This window comes from Streptomyces sp. NPDC006393, assembly GCF_040628575.1.
GTDB lineage: Bacteria > Actinomycetota > Actinomycetes > Streptomycetales > Streptomycetaceae > Streptomyces.
Window position 1 is genome coordinate 13521 of record NZ_JBEXZD010000075.1, and the last position, 20729, is coordinate 34249.

Sequence of the window (20729 nt, forward strand, 5' to 3'; positions counted from 1 at the left end):
ACTGCCGCCTCCGAGGCGGCAGTTGCCTTGTCGACAAAGTTACTTCGCAGCCTGCTCCTGCTGCTTGCGCCAGCGAATTCCGGCCTCCAGGAACCCGTCGATCTCGCCGTTGAACACGGCCTCCGGGTTGCCGACCTCGAACTCGGTGCGCAGGTCCTTGACCATCTGGTACGGGTGCAGGACGTAGGAGCGCATCTGGTTGCCCCAGGAGTTTCCGCCGTCGCCCTTCAGGGCGTCCATCTTGGCCTGCTCCTCCTGGCGGCGCCGCTCCAGCAGCTTGGCCTGGAGGACGTTCATCGCCGTGGCCTTGTTCTGGATCTGGGAGCGCTCGTTCTGGCAGGAGACGACGATGCCGGTGGGCAGGTGGGTGATGCGGACCGCGGAGTCGGTCGTGTTCACGCCCTGGCCGCCGGGGCCCGAGGACCGGTAGACGTCGATGCGCAGCTCGGACTCGTCGATCTCGACGTGGTCGGACTGCTCGACGACCGGGAGGATCTCCACACCGGCGAAGGAGGTCTGCCGCCGCCCCTGGTTGTCGAAGGGGGAGATGCGGACGAGCCGGTGGGTGCCCTGCTCGACGGAGAGGGTGCCGTAGGCGTAGGGCACCTGCACCGCGAAGGTGGTCGACTTGATGCCGGCCTCTTCCGCGTACGACGTCTCGTAGACCTCGGTCTTGTAGCCGTGCTGCTCGGCCCAGCGCAGGTACATGCGCTGGAGCCGCTCGGCGAAGTCGGCGGCGTCCACGCCACCGGCCTCGGCGCGGATGTTGACGAGGGCCTCGCGCGCGTCGTACTCGCCGGACAGGAGGGTGCGGACCTCCATCTCGTCCAGCGCCTTCCTGACCGCGGTCAGCTCGGCCTCGGCCTCGGCGCGGGTGTCCGAGTCGTCCTCGGCCTCGGCGAGCTCGAACAGCACGGCGAGATCATCGATCCGTCCGCGCAGCGCCTCCGCCTTCCTGACCTCGGCCTGGAGGTGGGAGAGCTTGCTGGTGATCTTCTGCGCCTCGTCCGGGTTGTCCCACAGGGACGGCGCGGCCGCCTGCTCCTCGAGCACGGCGATGTCTGCCCTCATCTTGTCGAGGTCCAGAACGGCCTCGATCGACTCCATGGTCGAGGAGAGGGACTTGAGCTCTTCGGATACATCGACGACTGCCACGCATCCAGCGTAACGGCTCCGCCAGGCATGGATGGCCGAGCGGTGACGGCCGTCACGGCGTGGAGGGCGCCGAGTGCCGCGTGTCCTGGGGCTCGCTCGCCGGGGCGTCGCCGGACGTGGCCCACCAGGCACCGGCGCCGACGGCCGCGACGAGCACCAGACCCGCCACGCTCAGGGTGATCCGCCGCCGGCGGGCCGCGGAGCGGTTGCGGGCGGAGCCGGGGCGGGGCGCGCCGGGCGTACGAGGAGCGCGGGCCGTGCCGTGCGCGCCGCCGGCCAGCTCGTCCGGGGCGGGGACCCGCATCGAGGTGTGCGTGTCCCGGTTGGAGTCCGGCCTGGCGCCGGGCACCAGGGGCACCGCTCCCCGGCGTGGCGCGCCGTCCCCGCCGGGCGCCGGGGTGCGCTCGGGCAGTTCCTCCCGCGGCTCCTGGGCCGGGTCGGTGTCGTCCGGTTCGTCCACGTCCAGGGGCGGCATGCCGGTGAGCATCGGCAGCAGCTCCCTGAGCCGGGCCGCCAGCTCGGAGGCGCGCAGCCGGGACGCCGGCGCCTTGGCCAGGCACTGGACGATCAGCTGCCACAGCTCGTCGGGGATGCCCGGAAGCGGGACCACCGTCTCCGTGACGTGCCGGCGCAGCACCGCGCCGGGGTGCCCGCCGCCGAACGGGGTGAACCCGGCCAGCAGCTCGTACAGCACGGTGGCCAGGGCGTAGATGTCCACCGCCGCCCGCGGGGGCAGGCCCTCCACGATCTCCGGGGCCAGGTAGTCCGGGGTGCCGATGATCTTCGTGGCGCGGGTGCGCTTCGGCGAGTCGATGAGTTTGGCCACACCGAAGTCCGTCAGCAGCGCCGGGTGGGACCCGCCCGGGCCGAGCGGGCCCTGCATGTCCAGCAGCACGTTCTCCGGCTTGACGTCCCGGTGCACGACCCCGGCCGCGTGCGCCGCGGCCAGCCCGTCCGCCACGTCGGCCACGATGGCCACCGCCGCCTCGGGCGCGAGCCGCCGCTCCCGCTCCAGGCGGGTGCGCAGGTCCGTGCCGCGGACCAGGTCCATGACCAGGGCGAGGTCGTTGCCGTCGACCACCAGGTCCCGTACGGAGACGACGTTCGGGTGCTCCAGGCCCAGCAGCGCGGTGCGCTCCTGCACGAAGCGGCCCACGAGTTCCTGGTCGGACGCCAGGTCCTCGCGCAGCAGCTTGATCGCGACGGGTCCGTCCGGCCCCTCGCCGAGCCACACCGTGCCGGCGCTGCCCCGCCCCAGGATCTGGTTCGCGGTGTACCGGCTGCCGATCTTCCGTGCCAAGACTGCTCCTACAGACGCGTGTTGTCGCCAAAACTACGCGTCCGCGGAGCCAACCTTCACCGCGGAGAAGGAAATCACCCGCCAGGTGTCGACAAATCTCCAGACTCACGCGCCACAGCGTCGATCCGGAGGCCCACTGGTCCGCCGGTCGGGTGATCCGGCGGCCCGCCGGTCAGCTGCCGCTGCCGCCCAGGTCCTTGATCCAGCCGACCGCGTCGCCGACCCACGAGCTCAGCTGGTCCCAGTAGCCCTTGCCGGTGCCGATCCACTCCTGCAACGGGCTCAGCTCCCAGACCAGCCAGCTCGCGACGAACAGGATGAGGATCGTGAACAGGCACCCCTTGAGGCAGCCGAGCCCGGGGATCTTCATGGGGTTCGCGCTGCGCTGCCGCGGGGCGCGCGGCTCGCGCGCCGGGCGCTGGGGCTCCGGTGCGGGCGGCGGCGCGTACCGCTGGGGCTGCTGGGCCTGCCGGCGCTGCGGCGCCGGGGCGTACTGCTGGGGCTGTTGCTGCGCGTAGTGGGGCTGCTGCTGTTGCTGCGGATGGCCGTAGCCGGGCTGGGGCCGAGGCTGGGGGTGCGGCTGCTGCTGCGGCCGGGCGACCTGCCGCTGGGGGCGGCGGCGCAGCGGGTCCTCGCTGGGGTCCAGGTACTGGATCTGCGTCTGCTCGTTGCGGTCGCGGGCCGCGCGCAGCTGGGACTGCCAGGGGTGCGGCTGTTCCGGCTGCTGCCCCTGCTGTCCCTGGGGCCCGCCGCCCGGCTGACCCTGCGGCATCGGCGGCATCACACGGGTGGGGTCGGCCGCGCCGTTGTGGGGCAGGACGGTGGTGGGATCGGCGGCGCCGGCCGGGCCGCCGGTGTGCGGCAGGACGCTGGTGGCGCCGTTCGGGTCGTACGCGGGAGCGCCCGGCACGCCCTGCGCACCGTGCGGCAGCACCTGGGTCGGGTCGGCCGCGCCGGGCACACCGGGGGTGTCCCCGGCGGGCACGGTCGCGGGCGCCGGATCGGGCGCCAGCAGGGCACCGACGCCTTCGGCGGCGGCGATCTGCGCGGCGTTCGCGTGCACGCCCACGCCCTCGGCGACGACCCGCAGGCCGCGGGCGAGGTTCACGGCGCTGGGCCGTTCGTCGGGGTTCTTGCGCAGACAGCGTTCTATGACCGTCCACAGCGGGTCGGGGACCGTGGACGGGCGGCGCGGCTCGGCGCTCAGGTGCTGGTGCAGGACCTCCAGCGCGGAGCCGCCGGCGAACGGCGGGCGGCCGGTGACCAGCTCGTACAGCAGGATGCCGGCGCCGTAGATGTCCACGGCGGAGGTCTGCGGGCGGCCCTCGGCGGACTCGGGCGCGACGTAGGCCGGGGTGCCGACGAACTCGTGGGTGCGGGTCAGGCCGGGCGAGTCCGCCAGACGGGCGATGCCGAAGTCGGTGAGCATCGGGTGCATCTGGCCGCCGTCCTGCTTGAGCAGGACGTTCGCCGGCTTCAGGTCGCGGTGGACCACCCCGTCGGCGTGGCTGGCGGCGAGCGCGTCGGCGATCTGCGCGGTGAGCAGGGCGGCGGCGACCGGGGTGAAGGGGCCGTTCTCCCGCAGATAGCGGTGCAGGTCGGGACCGTCCACGAGGTCCATGACCAGTGCCAGCAGATCGCCTTCGACCACCAGGTCGCGGACCCGGACGATGTTCGGGTGGGTGAGCCGGAGCAGCACGGAGCGCTCCCGCAGGAACCGCATGACGATGTCGGCGTCGTTGGCCAGCTCTTCCTTGAGGACCTTGATCGCCACGGTCTCGCCGGGCTGACCGGGCACGGCCGCCTCGGCGCCCGCGGTCTCACGCTGGCGGGCTCGCCAGACGGTCCCGGTGGCACCGCGTCCGAGCGGCTCCTCCAGGAGGTACTTGCTGCCTACCGGCCGCACGTCATGCGCTCCCTGCTGCTTGCTTGCCTGGTCCCCCGCGCCTTCTGGTTTCTCGGGCCCGTCGCGGGTGTTCCGACCCACTCTAGTGCCGCTCCCCGCCTTCCCCACGGCTGTTCCGGAGCGACCTACGCGGCGACATACGCAGGGGGTGCCGTACATGTTCGACGGTAAGACGCTCGACTCGGGTCGGTTGGTTGCCCGCGCACGGACGTGACCGATCTCAAGCGGGCCCGAAGCGGTCATTCACCGGGCATCGGCCAGGCACTTTTGGGGGCAGAGCCGACCAATCAAGATCACTTGCCGTGGGACGGCGGGCGTGTTGTCGGTGGCAGGTGCGAGGATGCCTCCAGTGACTGGCCGACGTGCTCGTGTGGGGTGGGGGAGTCCGCGCCCGCGCAGAAGGGACCGCTGACGCCGATGCAGATCCGGCTGACCGTCGTAGACCCGCTGGGCCCGCCCGCGGCGGCCGGGGGCCGCGCCGTGAGCCGCGACGTGCTGGTGACGGCGCCCGCGGGGACCGCCCTGGCCGCGGTGGCGTCGGCGCTGGCGGCCGCGGTCGCCGGGGACGGCGGGGCGGGGCCCGAGCGGTCCGGCCCGGAGCGCGGTGCGGCCGGGCGCGAGCGTGGCGGGTCCGAGCGGTCCGCCCGGGAGCCCGGGACCGGGCCCGTGGTGCTGTACGCGGGAGTGGAGCGGCTCGACACCCAGCGCTGCACGCTCGGCGAGCCGCCGCTGCTGGACGGCGCGGTGCTCTCCCTGGGCGCCCCCGCCGAGCCGGAGCCGCATCCCGAGCTCGACGAGGCCCCCACCCAGCTGCACGTGGTCGCGGGGCCGGACGCGGGCGGCGTCCATCTGCTGCACGGCGGGCAGATCGTCGTCGGCCGCTCCGCCGACGCCGACGTCCCGCTCGACGACCCGGACGTCTCCCGGCTGCACTGCGCGGTGACGGTCTCCGCCGACGGCCGCGTCTCGGTCGCCGACCTGGCCTCCACCAACGGCACCGCGCTGGACGGCAGGCCCGTGGGCTCCCGCGCGGTCCGCTTCGCCCCGGGCGCCCTGCTGCGCATCGGCGAGTCGGCCCTGCGCCTGACCCCGGCCGCCGGCCCGTCCGCGCGCGTGGCGACGGCACCGGACGGCGAGGGACACGTGCGGGTCCACGGCGGCGAGGGCGGCGCGCCAGGTGAGGCCGGTGAGGCGGGTGAGGGGCGTACGGCGGCACACGCGCGCGTCCCGGACGCCGGAGCCGGCACCGGCACCGGCACCGGCACCGGCACGCCGACGGTGACGGCGACCGGCTTCGGCACGGGCACCGCCTTCGGCACCGGCGCCGGTGCGGAGACGGCCTTCGGCACGGGTACGGCCCCGGGCGTGGGTGTGGGCGCGGACCCGGAGGCGCGGGAGGCGCGCGAGCACGAGCCGGTCGAGCCGGTCGAACCCCTCGTCCCCGCGCAGGGCCGCGCCCCGCGGATCGAGAGCCACGGCGGCGGGTCGGCCCACGCGGACGGGTTCGCCGGGGATCCGGACGGCGCCGTCGAGCCGGGCGGGCGCAAGGGAACCCCCGTGCGGGGCACCGACGTACCGCAGGGCGTGCGCAGGCGCGGCGGGCTCGGCGCGTGGGCGCGGCGCCTGGCCGGCGGGCGCGGCGAGACGGCGGCGGGCCGCGACGGGACGTACGAAGAGGGCACGGCGGACCACGCGTCCGCACGGCACACGACCGGGGCGTACGCGGCACCGCGTCTGCCGGAGACCTGGCCGGACCCGGCGGCGCTGCTGCTGACCGCCCTGGGGCCGGGGCCGCGGCTGTGGGAGCGCGGACCGGGGCACCCGGAGGCGCTCACCGTCCGGCTCGGCACGGCCGACCGCCCCGCCCCCGACGACTCGGGCCGGCTGCTGCCCGCGGTGCCGGTGACCGCCGGGCTGCGCGAGGTCGGCGCGCTGGGCCTGGCCGGGCCGCGCGAGCGCCTGTCCGGACTGGCCCGCGCGGTACTGGCCCAGCTAGCCGCGCTGCACTCCCCCGACACCCTCGAGATCGTCCTGATCAGCGCGGACCGCGCCCGCCCGCTGCCGGAGCGCACCGCCGAGTGGTCCTGGGCCGGCTGGCTCCCTCATGTACGGCCGGGCCACGGCCAGGACTGCCGGCTGCTCCTGGCCTACGACCGCGACCAGGCGACGGCCCGCACGGACGAGCTCCTGCGCCGCCTGGAGGACCACCTCGCCGAGAGCCGGGAACCCGCCGGATCCCCGGCCGGACCCACCGGTGCCGGCCGGCGGCCCTCCTGGGCCCGGGAGGACGACGGGCCGGGCGGGCAGGGCTTTCCCGGGCCGTACACCGTGGTCGTCGTGGACGGGGACCCGGGCGGTGCCGCGGTGCGGGAGGCGGTGGCGCGGCTGGCGCAGGAGGGTTCCCGGGCGGGGATCCACGTCGTGTGCCTCGCCGAGACGGCGCCCGCCTCTCCCGCGTCGCCGGTGACGGAGACGTACGAGGCGGCCCGCGAGGTGTCGCCGGTGTTCGGCGAGTGCGGGGCCGTGGCGCTGCTCAGCGGCGACGTGGCGACGGCGCTGCGGCTGATGCGTGTCGCGCGGTCCGGCGGGCAGGGGCAGGGGCCCGTGGGCCCCGGCACCGTCGCCGTGGTCGACGCGGTGTCCCTGCCGTGGGCCGAGCGGTTCGCGCGGGCGCTGGCGCCGCTGAGGACGGCGGCGGACGGTGCCAAGGGCGACCGGCCCGCACGGCTGTCGGTGCCGCTGCCGCCGTCGGCGCGGCTGCTGGACGAGCTGGGCCTGGCCCGGGCCACCCCGGCGTCGCTCCAGGCGCGCTGGGCGGACGCGGCCGATGACGCCCGGTCCCTCGGCGGGCGGGCCTGGGTGATACTCGGCGCCGGTCCGCGCGGCCCGGTCTGCGCGGACCTCGTGGCCGACGGACCGCATCTGCTGGTCGAGGGACCGGCGGGCAGCGGCCGTACGGAGCTGCTGCGGTCCGCCGTGGCCTCGCTGGCCGCCGCCGAGCGCCCGGACCGCCTCGGCATCGTCCTGCTGGACGGCCGGGACGGCGCCGGCGCGGGCCAGGGGCACGGCGAGGGCCTGCGGGTCTGTACGGACGTCCCGCACGTCACCACCCATCTGACCGCCAACGATCCCGTGCGCATGCGGGAGTTCGCCCAGTCGCTGAGCGCGGAGTTGAAGCGGCGGGCCGAGCTGCTGGGGCTGGCCGACTTCACCGAGTGGCACACCCGGCGCGAGGTGTCCGGCCGGATCGTCGCCCAGCGCACGGGACCGGGGCGCACCGCGGCGGCCGACCCGGCGGCGACCGGCCCGGGGACGACCGGCCCGGGGACGACCGGCCCGGGGACGACCGGCCCTGGGGCCGCCGATCTGGACGCCCCGCCCAGTTCCACCCTGCGGCTGCGGCCCGCGGCGGCACGGGCGCGCGGCGAGACCGCTCCGCCGCCGCTGCCCCGGCTGGTCGTGGTCGTCGACGACCTGGACGCCCTGGTCTCCCCCGCGCTGGGGTCCCCCGGGCGGCCCGCGGCCGGGTCCGTGATCCGCGCGCTGGAGGCGGTGGCGCGCGAGGGCGAGCGGCTCGGAGTGCACCTGGTGGCGGCGACCGCGCCCGGGGGCCGTACGGCACAGACGGAACCGGCGCGCCGGGCCGCGCTGCGGGTCGTGCTGGACGCCCCGGCCTCCGGCCCGGACGAACCGGCGCCGGGGCGCGGCCGGTTGACGGGTGCGGACGGCCGGGTGACCCCGTTCCAGGGCGGCCGGGTGACGGGCCGTATCCCCCGGACGGCGACCCAACGGCCCACGGTCGTCCCCCTGGAGTGGGACCGCATGGGCGACCCGCCCACCCGCCGCTCGGTCCGGGAGCTGGGCAACGGGCCGACGGACCTGGCCCTGCTGGCCAGCGCGCTGGAGCGGGCCGCGCGGGAGGTGTCGGCCGCCGAGGTCCCGTCCCTGCTGTGACCCCACGCCCCGGCCGTACCGCCTGACTTACCGTCACGACGAGGTCACGATCTTCCACTTGACACTGTGGGCGCTCTTGCCGACTCCCGGGCCCCGGCGTAGACCAGAGCGCACGGGACAGGACAGCGCTGGGACGTTCGACGAGGACGAAGAACGGGGCAGTGATGCGCAGCACGAGCAGCACCATCCGGACACACGGGGCCGCCGGTTCCACCAGGGCGACCAGGGCCGCGGCGGCTCTCGCCGCGGGAGCACTGGCTCTCTCCCTCGCCGCGTGCGGCGGCTCGGACAACGACAAGAAGAGCGGCGACGACCACAGCGGCGGAGCCACCGGCAACACGGGCGGCGGCTCCGCCGTCACGCTCCCGAAGCTGGACGGCCAGACCCTGGAGGTCGCCGCCGTCTGGACCGGCGGGGAGCAGAAGAACTTCAAGAAGGTGCTCGCGGAGTTCACCAAGCGCACGGGCGCCAAGGTCACCTTCGTCCCCGCCCAGGACCCGATCATCAACTTCCTCGGTTCGAAGATCGCGGGCGGGCAGCCGCCGGACGTGGCGCTGCTGCCGCAGCCGGGCGCCATCAAGCAGGCCGTGGACAAGGGCTGGGCCAAGCCGCTCGGCGCGGAGGCGCAGGCGCAGCTCGCCAAGAACTACTCGCAGGGCTGGCAGGACATCGGCAAGGTCGACGGCAAGCAGTACGGCGCCTACTACAAGGCCGCCAACAAGTCGCTGATCTGGTACAACGCGAAGGTCTTCGAGAACGCGGGCGCGAGCGAGCCCAAGACCTGGAAGGACCTGCTGACCACCGCGCAGACGGTCTACGACTCCGGTGTCACCCCGTTCTCCGTGGGCGGCGCCGACGGCTGGACCCTCACCGACTGGTTCGAGAACGTCTATCTCTCCCAGGCGGGCCCGGAAAAGTACGACCAGCTCGCCCAGCACAAGATCAAGTGGACGGATCCGTCGGTCAAGCAGGCCCTGACCACCCTCGCGCAGATCTGGTCCAAGAAGGACTACGTCGCGGGCGGCGCGAAGGGCGCGCTCCAGACGGAGTTCCCGGTCTCCGTCACCCAGACCTTCACCGGCGGCGACCAGCCGAAGGCCGGCATGGTCTTCGAGGGCGACTTCGCGCAGGTCAACATCGGTGAGACCAAGGCGAAGGTGGGCACGGACGCGAAGGTGTTCCCGTTCCCGGCGGTGGGTTCCAGCGCGCCCGTCGTCTCCGGCGGCGACGCGGCGGTGATCCTGAAGGACTCCAAGGCGGCGCAGGCGCTGGTGACATGGCTGGCCTCGTCCGACGCGGCCACCATCCAGGCGAAGCTCGGCGGTTACCTGTCCCCGAACAAGAACGTGCCGAACTCGGCGTACCCGAACGAGGTGCAGCGCAAGATCGCGCAGGCGCTGATCGCGTCGGGCGACGACTTCCGCTTCGACATGTCGGACCAGGCCCCGCAGGCGTTCGGCGGCACGCCCGGCAAGGGCGAGTGGAAGGACCTCCAGGACTTCCTGAAGAACCCCTCGGACGTCGCGGGCACCCAGGCGAAGCTGGAGAAGGACGCGGCGGCGGCGTACGGCAGCGGGAGCTGAGGGGCCGATGACCGCTCGCACCCACCGAGGAGGGGGCCGGCGATGACGTCGGCAGCCGCGGAGGGCGTCGCCAAGACGTCGGCGACGCCCTCCGCTCCCCGTGGTCGCAAGAGCGTGACCGGCACCCGCAGGACCGTGGCGGCCCTCTTCCTGCTGCCCGCCCTGGTGCTGCTCGGAGCGCTCGTGGTCTACCCGATCGGGTACTCGATCGTCCGCAGCTTCTACGACTCCTCCGGCGACCACTTCGCCGGGATCGACAACTACCGGGCGCTGTTCACCGACGACGGCATCCGCACCGCGCTGAAGAACAACATCATCTGGGTGGTGTTCGCCCCGGCGGTCGCCACCGCGCTCGGCCTGATCTTCGCGGTGCTGACCGAACGGGTGCGCTGGGGAACGGCGTTCAAGCTGGTCGTCTTCATGCCGATGGCGATCTCGATGCTGGCGGCCGGGATCATCTTCCGGCTGGTGTACGACCAGGACCCGGACAAGGGCGTGGCCAACGCGGTGTGGGTGGGGGTCCACGACACCTTCGCGCAGTCGTCGGCGTTCCCGAAGGCGCACCCGGGCCGCAACTCGCCGCTGAAACCCGATCACGGCGGCTTCCTCACCACCAGCCCGGTGCACACGGGCCAGTCGGTCGCCCTGCCGCTGGTCGGTGTCGCCCCCGACCAGATGCCCGACAGCGCGAAGAAGGCCGTCCAGGCCGCCTCCGAACCGGGGAAGATCACCGGGACCACCTGGCAGGACTTCACCCGGGGCAAGGGAGTGGGGAAGCTCGGCGCGGTCGACCCGTCCGAACTGGGCTACCCGGGCATGCGGATCGAGGCCGTCAAGGACGGCGAGGTGGTGGCGACGGCGAAGGCCGCCGCCGACGGCACGTTCACGCTGCCCGCGAAGGCCGACGGCGCCCTGCTGAGACTTCCGGCGGGCAACTTCAAGGAGCCGTACAACGGGGTGGACTGGCTGGGCCCGTCCCTGGTCACACCGGCCATCATCGGCGCGTACGTGTGGATGTGGGCCGGGTTCGCGATGGTGCTGATCGCGGCCGGGCTCGCGGGCGTGCCGAGGGAGTTGCTGGAGGCCGCCCGGGTGGACGGCGCGAACGAGTGGCAGGTGTTCCGCAGGGTCACCGTGCCGCTGCTGGCGCCGGTGCTCGCGGTCGTCGCCGTCACACTGATGATCAATGTGCTGAAGATCTTCGACCTGGTCTTCATCATCGCCCCCGGTTCCTCCCAGGACGATGCCAACGTGCTGGCCCTGGAGCTGTACCGGAAGGGCTTCTCGGAGGGCCGGCCGGGCGTGGCCAGCGCGATCGCGGTGTTCCTGCTGGTGCTGGTGATCCCGGTGATGCTCTTCAACATGCGGCGGTTGCGGCGGGAGGTGCGGCGATGACGACCGAGGCCGTCACGAAGGTGGTTCCTGCCGCCCAGCCCGTGAAAGCCAGGCGGTCGGTCGGCTCCCGGCTCGCGGAAGCCGTCAGCGGTGGTGCGGTCCGCGTGGTGCTGATCGTGGTGGGCCTGTTCTGGCTGGTGCCGACGATCGGTCTGCTGCTGTCGTCGCTGCGCTCCCCGGAGGACATGAGCGCCAACGGCTGGTGGACCGTCTTCAGCAAGCCCTCGCAGCTGACGTTCGACAGCTACCAGAAGCTGCTGGAGAACAGCGACATCACCAACTCCCTCCTCAACACCGTCCTGATCACCGTTCCGGCGACGGTCCTGGTGGTCGTGGTCGGCTCGCTGGCGGGCTACGCGTTCGCGTGGATGGAGTTCCCGGGCCGCGACTGGTGGTTCCTGGCCGTGGTCGGGCTGCTGGTCGTGCCCGTGCAGGTGGCGCTGATCCCGATCGCCGAACTCTTCGGCAAGATCGGCCTGTTCGGCACGATCTTCGGAGTGGTGCTGTTCCACACCGGGTACGGCCTGCCGTTCGCGGTGTTCCTGCTGCGGAACTTCTTCGCGGAGATCCCCCGCGAGCTGCTGGAGGCCGCCCGGCTCGACGGCGCCGGTGAACTGCGGCTGTTCGCCCGGGTCGTGATGCCGCTCGGCGGGCCGGCGATCGCCAGTCTCGGCATCTTCCAGTTCCTGTGGGTGTGGAACGACATGCTGGTCGCGCTGGTGTTCACCAAGTCCGGGACACAGCCGATCACGGTCGCGCTCCAGACACAGGTACGCCAGTTCGGCAACAACATCGACGTCCTGGCGCCCGGCGCGTTCATCTCGATGGTGATCCCGCTGGCCGTGTTCTTCGCGTTCCAGCGGCAGTTCGTGTCCGGTGTGATGGCGGGCGCGGTCAAGTAGCGGCGAGACCGGGCGACGCGGCGACGGGAGCACGCGCACCAGGGGCGGGCCGGTGACGGCCCGCCCCCTTCGCGTTCACCTGCCGTCCCCCGGTTGCCGTAGCGGAACGTGACCCATTCACTCCATCGGCCGTTCCGGGCACAGCCCGGTCGTGACGGAAGCGGCACGACGGGCCGACCGCCCGCGCCGACCCTTGGATGCCCTCCGTGCCCCGGTTCAGTGTGATCGTCCCCGTGTACCAGGTCCAGGCGTACCTGCACGAGTGCCTGGAGTCGGTGCTGTCCCAGTCGTTCATGGACCTCGAGCTGATCGCCGTCGACGACTGCTCGCCGGACGCGTGCGGTGCGATCGTCGACGAGTTCGCGGCCCGTGACCCGCGCGTCAGGGCCGTACACCTGGCGGAGAGCCAGGGACCGGACCGGGCCCGCGACGCGGGGCTGGACCTGGCCGTCGGCGACTACCTGGTCCTCCTGGACGGCGGCGACACGCTCACGCCGGACGCGCTCTGGTCGATCGAGACGCGTCTGAAGGAGACCGGCGAACCGGACGTCCTGGTCTACGGATCCGCGCACACGGACGGGACCGGCAGGGCCGTCCGCGGCGGCCCCACCGGGCCTCTGAAGACCTGTCGTCGGGACTTCGTGGAGCGTGAGGACCCCACCTTCCTCCCCGCGGGCTGTCACGGGGACACCCCGTGGACGTACCCGGTGCTGCCGGCCGCGGCGTCGATCGCCACCCTGGACCGGGTGTGCGTGCGCCACCGGAGGCGCGGGCAGGACGCTGTCCCGGGCACGGCCGGCCGCCGGCACTTCGACGTCCTCGAGCGGCACGACTGGGTGTCCTCCCGTCCGGGCCGGCCGGCGCGCGGCTGCCGCGCCGCGTTCCTGCGCCGGGCGCGTACGTACTACCGCCGCCACCGAACCCGGGGCGTCCGGCTACCGCTGCGTCCCCGGCTGCCGCCCGGCCTGGTCCGTCTCGGCCTGCACCAGGCCTTCCGCGCGTTGCGGACGGCGATGACCCTGCGCCGCCGTACGGCCAAGGCCGTCGTGAAGTCGCTCCGGGCGCTGCGGGCCGCCCTTCGCCAGGCGCGCCGGCGGAGCCGGCCGTGTCTGCCGCCGCGCGCGAACCGCGCGGTGTTCCCCGCGAGCACCGCCCCAGGGTGTCGCCGGCCGGCCCCGGACACCCCGCCCGCCGGCCGGCCCCGGCCCGCTCGCGGCCTCACCGGCGGGCACGTGCGCGGCTCCCGTTCCGCCCGGCTGCGCGCCGTGTTCCGCGAGCGCTTCTGCCCATACGGCGACGGGCGGGCCCCCGAGCGGGCGGTGCGGCACATGGCGCTCGGGCGGGGCGGCGAGGCGGCCGGGCCGCCGCCCGGCGTCCCGCGCGCGGGACGCCACCCGGTGCCGTGGCCGGCCGCGGCACCCGTGCGTTCCCGGCGCGTGACCGTGCCGCAACCCGCCGGCCGTCAGACCGTCACCGACGGCCACTGACCACCGTTTGTCCTTTCGGGAGTTCGTATGTGCCCCACGTCACGGCCCATCCCCACCCGGCCCCCCACCTGGCGACCGCCGGGACGACCGGGCCGCGACCGCAGGACCAGGACGACAACAGAAAGAACAGAATGCCCCGCTTCAGCATCATCGTCCCGTCCCATGGGGTCGCCGGGCGGCTGTCCCTCGCGCTGGACTCGGTCCTCGCCCAGTCCTTCGGCGACTTCGAGCTGATCCCGGTCTGCGACGCGCCCGACGCCCCGGCCGCCGGCGTGGCCGCCGGGTACGCCGGGCGGGACTCGCGGGTCACGCCGGTGCACTCACCTCCGTCCGCCGGCCCGGGCGGGGCGCGCAACGCCGGGATGCGGGTGGCCACCGGCACGTATCTGCTGTTCCTGGACGGCGACGACGTCCTCGCGCCGGGCGCGCTGACCGCGCTGGCCGCCCGGTTGGAGGAGACCGGCGACGTGGACGTGCTGTACTTCGAGCACGAGCGGACACCCTGGTGGGAAGGGGTGCCGACCGATCCGTCGGCCGGGCGGCTCCCGGCGGGAGTCCCGGCGCACGCCTTCTCCCCCGCCGAGGCCCCGCAGCTGACCGGCGTCCGGTGGCCCGCGTGGAGCGCCGCCCACCGCCGCTCCTTCGTGACCGGTCACCGCCTCGCCTTCCCCGACGGGCACCACACCGATCTCGGCTGGGGCGGTCTGGTCACCGTGGCCGCCGAGCGGATCGCGGTGCTGCGCCGGGTCGTCGTACGGCATCTGGAGCGCCGGCAGGGCAGCCGCACCGACCTCCCCGGCGAGCACCAGTTCGACCTGCTCGACCAGGCGGAGCGGGTGCTCGGCCGGGCCGCCGAAGCGGGGCTGTCCGAGGAGCGGTTCACGCAGTTGTTCGTACAGATCCTCGACGCCGTGCTGAGGACGGCCGCGCACCCGGACCGGGTGCCCGCGCGCCGGCGCCGCGCCTTCCTCCGCCGGGCCCGACTGCTGTACCGCCGCCACCGCCCGGCCGGGTTCCGGTCCCGGCGGCTCGGCGTGCGGCGCCTGCTGCCGGCGGCCGGCGCGTCCACCGCGTTCCGCGTGCCGGCCGCCGCCCGCCGGACGGACCGGGCGACGGCCGCGCGGGCACCCGAAGTGGCCCGGCGCACCCAGGGGTTGCGCACCCGCCTGGCCTACCGGTGGCATCTGCTCCGCCCGCTCGACGCCGGCCTCGTCGTCTACTGCGCGTACTGGGGCCGCGGTTACGCGTGCAGCCCCGCCGCGCTGCACGCCAAGGCCCGCGAACTCGCCCCGCATCTGCGCGCGGTGTTCCTGGTCGAGCCCGGACAGGAACACACCGTCCCCGAGGGCGTCGACCACGCGGTCATCGGCAGCCGCCGCTACTGGAAGGTGCTGGCCCGCGCCAAGTACCTGGTGAACAACGCCAACTTCGCCGACGCCGTCGTCAAGCGCCCCGGCAGCGTGCACCTCCAGACCCAGCACGGCACCCCGCTGAAGACGATGGGCTGCGACCAGTCGACGTACCCGGTGGTCGCGGCGCAGACCGGCAGCTTCACCAAGCTGCTGCGCCGCGTGGACCGCTGGGACTACAACCTCTCCTCCAACCGCCACTCCACCGAGGTCTGGGAGCGCGCCTTCCCCGGCGCGTACGAGGCCCTGGAGTACGGCTATCCGCGCAACGACCTCTTCTACACCGCCGGCGCCGAGGACGTGGCCCGCGTCCGCCGTGCACTCGGTGTCCCCGAGGGCGCGACGGCCGTCCTGTACGCCCCCACCCACCGCGACCACCGCACCGGCTTCGAGCCGGCGCTGGACCTGGAGGCGTTCTGCGAGGCGGCCGGCGAGGACGTGGTCGTCCTGCTGCGCGCGCACTACTTCTACGACCGCGGCGGTGCGGCGGGCAGCGGCCGGGTCATCGACGTGACCACGCACCGCTCCACCGAGGAGGTGTGCCTGGCCGCCGACGCACTGGTCACGGACTACTCGTCGATCATGTTCGACTACGCCAACCTGGACCGGCCGATCGTCGTGTACGCCGACGACTGGGAGGTCTACCGGGAGACGCGGGGCGTCTGCTTCGACCTGATGCGGACCCCACCGGGACCGGTGGCGCACACCCCGGAGGAGCTGGCCCGGCTCTTCCGCGAGGGCGGTCACGCGGACGCCGGGTCGGCGGCGCTGCGCGCGGCCTTCCGGGAGCGGTTCTGCCAGTTCGACGACGGGCGGGCCGCCGAGCGGGTCGTACGCCGGGTGTTCCTCGGCGAGCCGCCCGAGGCCCTGCCGCCCGTGATCCCGCCGGCCGGGCGCGTCCCGGCCCCCGCCGCCACCCTCGTGAGGAGCTGACCCCAGCCGTGCCCCGACTCAGCGTCATCGTCCCCTGCTTCAAGGTGCAGGGCTTCCTGCGCGAGTGCCTCGACTCGGTGCTCGGCCAGTCCTTCCGGGACGTCGAGGTGATCGCCGTCGACGACTGCTCACCGGACGGCTCCGGCGCGATCCTCGACGAGTACGCCGGCCGCGACGCACGCCTGCGCGTGCTGCACCTGCCGGAGAACGTCGGGCTCGGCCGGGCCCGCAACGCCGGGATGCCGCTGGCCACCGGCGACTACCTCTTCTTCCTCGACAGCGACGACACCCTCACCCCGGGCGCGCTGCGCGCCATGGCCGACCGGCTGGCCGAGACCGCCGACCCGGACGTCCTGGTCTTCGACTACGCGCGCACCTACTGGTGGGGCGGGACGCGGCGCAACGTGCTCGCGCACGTGCTGGCCGAGTGCGGCGAGGGCACCTTCACGGCGGGTGAACGCCCGCAGATCCTCGACCTGTTGATGGTGGTGTGGAACAAGCTCTACCGGCGGGACTTCGTCGAGCAGCACGGGTTCTCCTTCCCGCCCGGCTACTACGAGGACACGCCGTGGACGTTCCCGGTCATGCTCACCGCCGGCCGGATCGCCGTGCTCGACCGGATCTGCGTGAACTACCGCCAGCGCCGGCAGGGCAACATCCTGTCCACCACCAGCCGCAGGCACTTCGACATCCACGACCAGTACGAGCGGGTCTTCGCCCATCTCGACTCCCGCCCCGAACTGGCGAGCTGGCGGCCGTATCTGCACCGCAGGATGGGCGAGCACTGCCTGGACGTCCTCGCCAAGCCGGACCGGCTGCCCCCGTCGGACAAGGCCGAGTTCTTCCGCCGCACGGCGGAGATGTTCCGCAGCCACCGGCCGCCGGGGGCGGCCGTGGACGGTGAGGTCCGTGTCCTGGAGGGCGGTTACGCGGCCTACCAGGTGCGCCGCCACGCCGCGCGGGCCGAACGGGAGCTGGGGCGGCGGGCGCTGCGGGTGCGCAGGGCGGCGGACAGGCGGGTCAAGGGCGGCTGGGCCGCACTCCAGGCCCGGCGGCCGCTGGATCCGGACCTCGTGCTGTACTCGGCGTTCTCCCATCGCGGGGTGCTCGGCGACCCGGCGGCGGTCCACCGGGCGGCGCAGGCGGTCGCCCCGCATCTGCGCGGGGTGTGGGTGGTGAAGAACCCCGAGCAGGCGCGGCGGGCCGGGCTGCTGCCGCCCGGCGTGGAGCACGTCGAGCCCGGCAGCCTGCGCTACCGGCAGCTCGCCGCGCGGGCGGCGTACTTCGTCAACAACGTCAACTGGTCCCACGCGCTGGTCAAGCGACCCGGCAGCGTCCACATCCACACCCATCAGGGCACTCCGCTGAAGTACATGGGCGTCGACCTGCTGGGCAAGCCGGGCGCCCGGCGCGGTGTCGACGTGCCGCGGATGCTGCGCCGCGCCGACCGCTGGGACCACAGCCTGGTCGCCAACCGCCACTCGGAGCTGGTCTGGGAGCGGGCCTACCCGTGCGACTTCGTCTCCGCGCGCACCGGCAGCCCGCGCAACGACGTGCTCGTGGGCGCCGCGCACGCGGGCGGATCGATGGGCACGGGCGGGGCGTTCGGCGCGGGCGGCGCGTTCGGCGGCGGCGAGGCGGTCGGCGCGGGCGAGGCGGTCGGCGCGGCCGTGCGCGCCCGGCTCGGCATCCCGGCGGACCACACGGTGGTGCTGTACGCCCCGACCCGCCGCGAGTACCGGCGCGGCGGCCATGTCGAGCGCGTCGACCTGGCCCGGTTCGCCGAGGACCTCGGCGAGGGCCACACGCTCGTCGTCCGTCTGCACCCCTCGCTCGCGTCCGGCCCGGTGCGCGGCATGGGCCTGGCCGAACTGCACCGGCGCGGGGTGCTCGTCGACGCGACCGACGAGCCGTACGTCGAGGACGTGATGCTCGCCTCCGACGTGCTGGTCACCGACTACTCGGCCCTGATGTTCGACTACGCCAACCTGGACCGGCCGATCGTGGTGCACGCAGACGACTGGGGCGCGTACGTGGCGAGCCGGGGCGTCTACTTCGACGTCACCGCCGAGGCACCGGGTCATGTGTCGCGCTCCTACCGCGAGCTGGCGTGGCTGCTGGCCTCCGGGAGCTGGCGGGACGAGGAGTCGGCGCGGCTGCGGGCGGCCTTCCGGGCGCGGTTCTGCGAGTTCGACGACGGCTGGGCGGCCGAGCGGGTGGTGCGCACGCTGATCCTCGGCGAGGACGGGTGGACCCCGCCGGCGCCGTCGCCGGCCGAGCGCCCCCGGGCGGTCGCCGCGCAGCTGCCCGCCCAGTCCTGCGGCCACGACCGGCTCGCACCGTCATGAGCCCGTGCGGCGAGGGCGAGCGGGAGACAGCGGGCGCAGACAGCGGGCGCAGACGGTGGGCGCCGTCACCAGAACCCGCTCACCCGATGAGGTGACCCAGGGCAGGGGTCGCTGACCCGGCCGACGATATTGGGAATATACGGTTAATGTCCCGTAGATCCCTGTCCGTCCCCGCTCCCGGCCCGGCGGCGGTCTCCGCTCCCGTCCTGGTGGCAGCCCGCTCCCCGGCCCCGGTCCGGTGAGCAGCGGCGTCCTCGTCCGGCGGCGCTCCGCGCGCGGAGCGTCCGCGCCTGCCGCCCGCTCCCGGCGCCCGGGCCCGTACCAGGTGTGCGGCGCCCTGTTCTGGCTGGTGATGACGCTGGCGTACTGGCGCCTGCCGCAGTGCTGCGACGCCGGCCAGCACGCGGCGGTGATCGAACGCCTCACGGCGGATCTGCTGCATCCGCGCCACCCGATGGCGGACCTGCCGGGCGCGGGCAGCCCGTACTACTCGCCGTACGCCCTCGTGGAGGGCGTGTTCGCCCGGTGGACCGGGCTGTCCGGCCGGCATGTGCTGCGCCTGGCCGGGCCGCTCAACCTGCTGGTGCTGCTGACCGGGCTCGGGCGGTTCGTGCGGGTGCTGACCCCGCGGCCCTGGGCGCCGGTGCTCGCACTGGGCGCGGTGACCCTGCTGTGGGGCACCGAGCGGGCCTCGTGGAGCGGCTATCTCGCGCTGATGTCGATGACGGAGAACCTCGGCTATCCGTCGGCGTGCGCGCTCGGCCTGACGCTGTGGGCATGGGCGCTGACGGCGGCACGGGCGCGGGACGCGGAACGGGTGCGGTTCGTGGGGCCGAGCGGGCTGCGCGGACTCGGCGGTTACGCGGGACTGGGCGCGCTGTACGGGCTGGTCCTGCTGGTGCACCCGATCACGTTCGTGGCCGCCGCGGTGGGGGCCCTGGCGTGCGTGGCGGCCTGGCAGCGCGGGTGGCGGCCCCAGGTGGCGGGCCGCTGGTTCCTGACGGCGGCCGTGGCGCTCGCGCTCGCCGGGATCTGGCCGTATTTCGACGTGTTCGCGCTGGTCGGGGACGACCGGCTGGACGGGCTGCACCGGGTGCTCTACGACGACCTCGGCGGCCACTTCTGGCTGGTCCTGCTCGGTGTGCCGGCGCTGTGGCGGCGGGCGCGCCGGTCGCGGGGGCGGGACCCGCTGGTGCTGATGTTCCTGCTGGACTGCCTCGTCGTGGCGTACGGGTGGTTCAGCGGCCACTTCACCTACGGCCGGATCCTCGGCCCGGCCCTGCTGGGGCCGCAGCTCGCGCTCGCCGTGGAACTCTCGGCCCCCCGGCCCTGGACGCCGTGGCGCCGTCTGCTGGGCATGCTCGCCGCCGCCGGCGCCTGCGTGGGGTTCCTGAGCGTGCAGGCGGGGGCGGTGGTCCCGCGCTCGCTGGACCCGGTCGGCTTCGACCAGCCGCCGCGCTGGCCGTCGTACGACTGGGCGGCGCGGTGGATGCGGCGCGGCGACGTGGTGCTCGCCGACGGCTACTACGCGCGGCACGCGATCGCCGGGTACGGCGTGAACCTGGTCGCGCCGTACTGGCCGGACATCGCGCTCGACGAGCGGGAGCGGCAGCGGCGGGCCGCCGCCGTCCGCGCCTACCTCGACCCGGCGACGACCCGCGCCGGCCGTGCCGCCGTCGTCCGCCGCTACCACGTGCGCTGGCTGCTGCTGCCGCGGTGGCGTGCGGCGCCGCGGGAGGCGGTGGTGGTGGCGTGGAGCCGGCGGACCGGGGAGGTGCTGGCGCGGGTCGGGGGGTGAGCGGGCGCGGGGGCGAGGAGGGCCCGTGCGGCCCGGCGGCGAGGAGGGCGCCGGCCGGCCGGCTACTCGACGACGAGTTCGACCGGGATGTTGCCGCGGGTGGCGTTGGAGTACGGGCAGACCTGGTGGGCCTGCTCGACCAGCTTGCGGCCGGTGGCCTGGTCCACGGTGTCGGGCAGCTCGACGCGCAGGGTGACGGCGAGCGCGAAGCCCTCGCCCTGCTTGCCGAGGCCGACCTCGCCGGTGACCGCGGCGTCGCTCACGTCCACCTTGGCCTGGCGGCCGACGAGGGCGAGCGCGCTGGCGAAGCAGGCGGCGTAGCCGGCGGCGAACAGCTGCTCGGGGTTGGTGCCCTGCCCGTTGCCGCCGAGCTCCACCGGCGGGGCCAGCTGCACGTCCAGCTTGCCGTCGGAGGTGTAGGCACGGCCGTCGCGGCCGTGGGTGGCGGTGGCGACGGCGGTGTAGAGCGCGTCCATGAAGACCATCCCTCTCGGAGAGTGTGCGGACGTCGTACGACGTCGGGCGGACGTCCGTGGACCGGGTGTCCTGGCGTCCGGAG

Annotated in this window: 12 protein-coding genes; 8 read left to right on the plus strand and 4 right to left on the minus strand. The window is 74.3% G+C overall.

The features are described from left to right. Positions 1–39 precede the first annotated feature (39 nt). The 3 genes from prfB to ABZ484_RS26340 form a co-directional block, all read right to left on the minus strand. Positions 40–1155: a peptide chain release factor 2 gene (gene prfB, locus ABZ484_RS26330; protein ID WP_358868391.1), complete on the minus strand. Its 1116-nt coding sequence runs from the start codon at positions 1153–1155 to the stop codon at positions 40–42. A gap of 52 nt (positions 1156–1207) precedes the next feature. Then, the gene (locus tag ABZ484_RS26335) at positions 1208–2455 is read right to left on the minus strand and encodes a protein kinase (RefSeq protein WP_358868392.1); all 1248 of its coding nucleotides are present in this window, start codon (positions 2453–2455) and stop codon (positions 1208–1210) included. 172 nt (positions 2456–2627) lie between these two features. Next, complete coding sequence (locus tag ABZ484_RS26340) at positions 2628–4361, minus strand: serine/threonine-protein kinase (protein ID WP_358868393.1); 1734 nt, start codon at positions 4359–4361, stop codon at positions 2628–2630. A gap of 417 nt (positions 4362–4778) precedes the next feature. Here ABZ484_RS26340 and ABZ484_RS26345 point away from each other — a divergent pair, with 417 nt between their 5' ends. The 8 genes from ABZ484_RS26345 (at position 4779) to ABZ484_RS26380 (ending at position 20170) form a co-directional block, all read left to right on the plus strand. Continuing rightward, positions 4779–8315: an FtsK/SpoIIIE domain-containing protein gene (locus ABZ484_RS26345; protein ID WP_358868394.1), complete on the plus strand. Its 3537-nt coding sequence runs from the start codon at positions 4779–4781 to the stop codon at positions 8313–8315. Positions 8316–8479: 164 nt separating this feature from the next. Next, the gene (locus tag ABZ484_RS26350; RefSeq protein ID WP_358868395.1) at positions 8480–9898 is read left to right on the plus strand and encodes an ABC transporter substrate-binding protein; all 1419 of its coding nucleotides are present in this window, start codon (positions 8480–8482) and stop codon (positions 9896–9898) included. 42 nt (positions 9899–9940) lie between these two features. Beyond that, positions 9941–11293 carry a sugar ABC transporter permease gene (locus ABZ484_RS26355; protein ID WP_358868396.1) on the plus strand — a complete coding sequence of 451 codons (1353 nt, stop codon included), beginning with the start codon at positions 9941–9943 and terminating at the stop codon, positions 11291–11293. Beyond that, positions 11290–12195 (plus strand): carbohydrate ABC transporter permease, encoded by a 906-nt coding sequence (locus tag ABZ484_RS26360; protein WP_358868397.1) that lies wholly within the window; start codon positions 11290–11292, stop codon positions 12193–12195. Before ABZ484_RS26355 ends, ABZ484_RS26360 begins: the two co-directional genes overlap by 4 nt. Before the next feature lie 197 nt (positions 12196–12392). Next, positions 12393–13682, plus strand: coding sequence for a glycosyltransferase (locus tag ABZ484_RS26365; protein ID WP_358868398.1), 1290 nt, complete (start codon positions 12393–12395; stop codon positions 13680–13682). Between the two features lie 131 nt (positions 13683–13813). Next, positions 13814–16024 (plus strand): bifunctional glycosyltransferase family 2 protein/CDP-glycerol:glycerophosphate glycerophosphotransferase, encoded by a 2211-nt coding sequence (locus ABZ484_RS26370; RefSeq protein ID WP_358868399.1) that lies wholly within the window; start codon positions 13814–13816, stop codon positions 16022–16024. Positions 16025–16032: 8 nt separating this feature from the next. After that, positions 16033–18372, plus strand: a complete 2340-nt coding sequence (locus tag ABZ484_RS26375; protein ID WP_358868400.1) for a CDP-glycerol glycerophosphotransferase family protein — start codon at positions 16033–16035, stop codon at positions 18370–18372. 238 nt (positions 18373–18610) lie between these two features. After that, positions 18611–20170 (plus strand): hypothetical protein, encoded by a 1560-nt coding sequence (locus ABZ484_RS26380; protein WP_358868401.1) that lies wholly within the window; start codon positions 18611–18613, stop codon positions 20168–20170. Positions 20171–20232: 62 nt separating this feature from the next. Here ABZ484_RS26380 and ABZ484_RS26385 read toward each other — a convergent pair whose 3' ends face one another. Then, positions 20233–20646: an organic hydroperoxide resistance protein gene (locus tag ABZ484_RS26385; RefSeq protein WP_030167185.1), complete on the minus strand. Its 414-nt coding sequence runs from the start codon at positions 20644–20646 to the stop codon at positions 20233–20235. Positions 20647–20729: the final 83 nt, after the last annotated feature.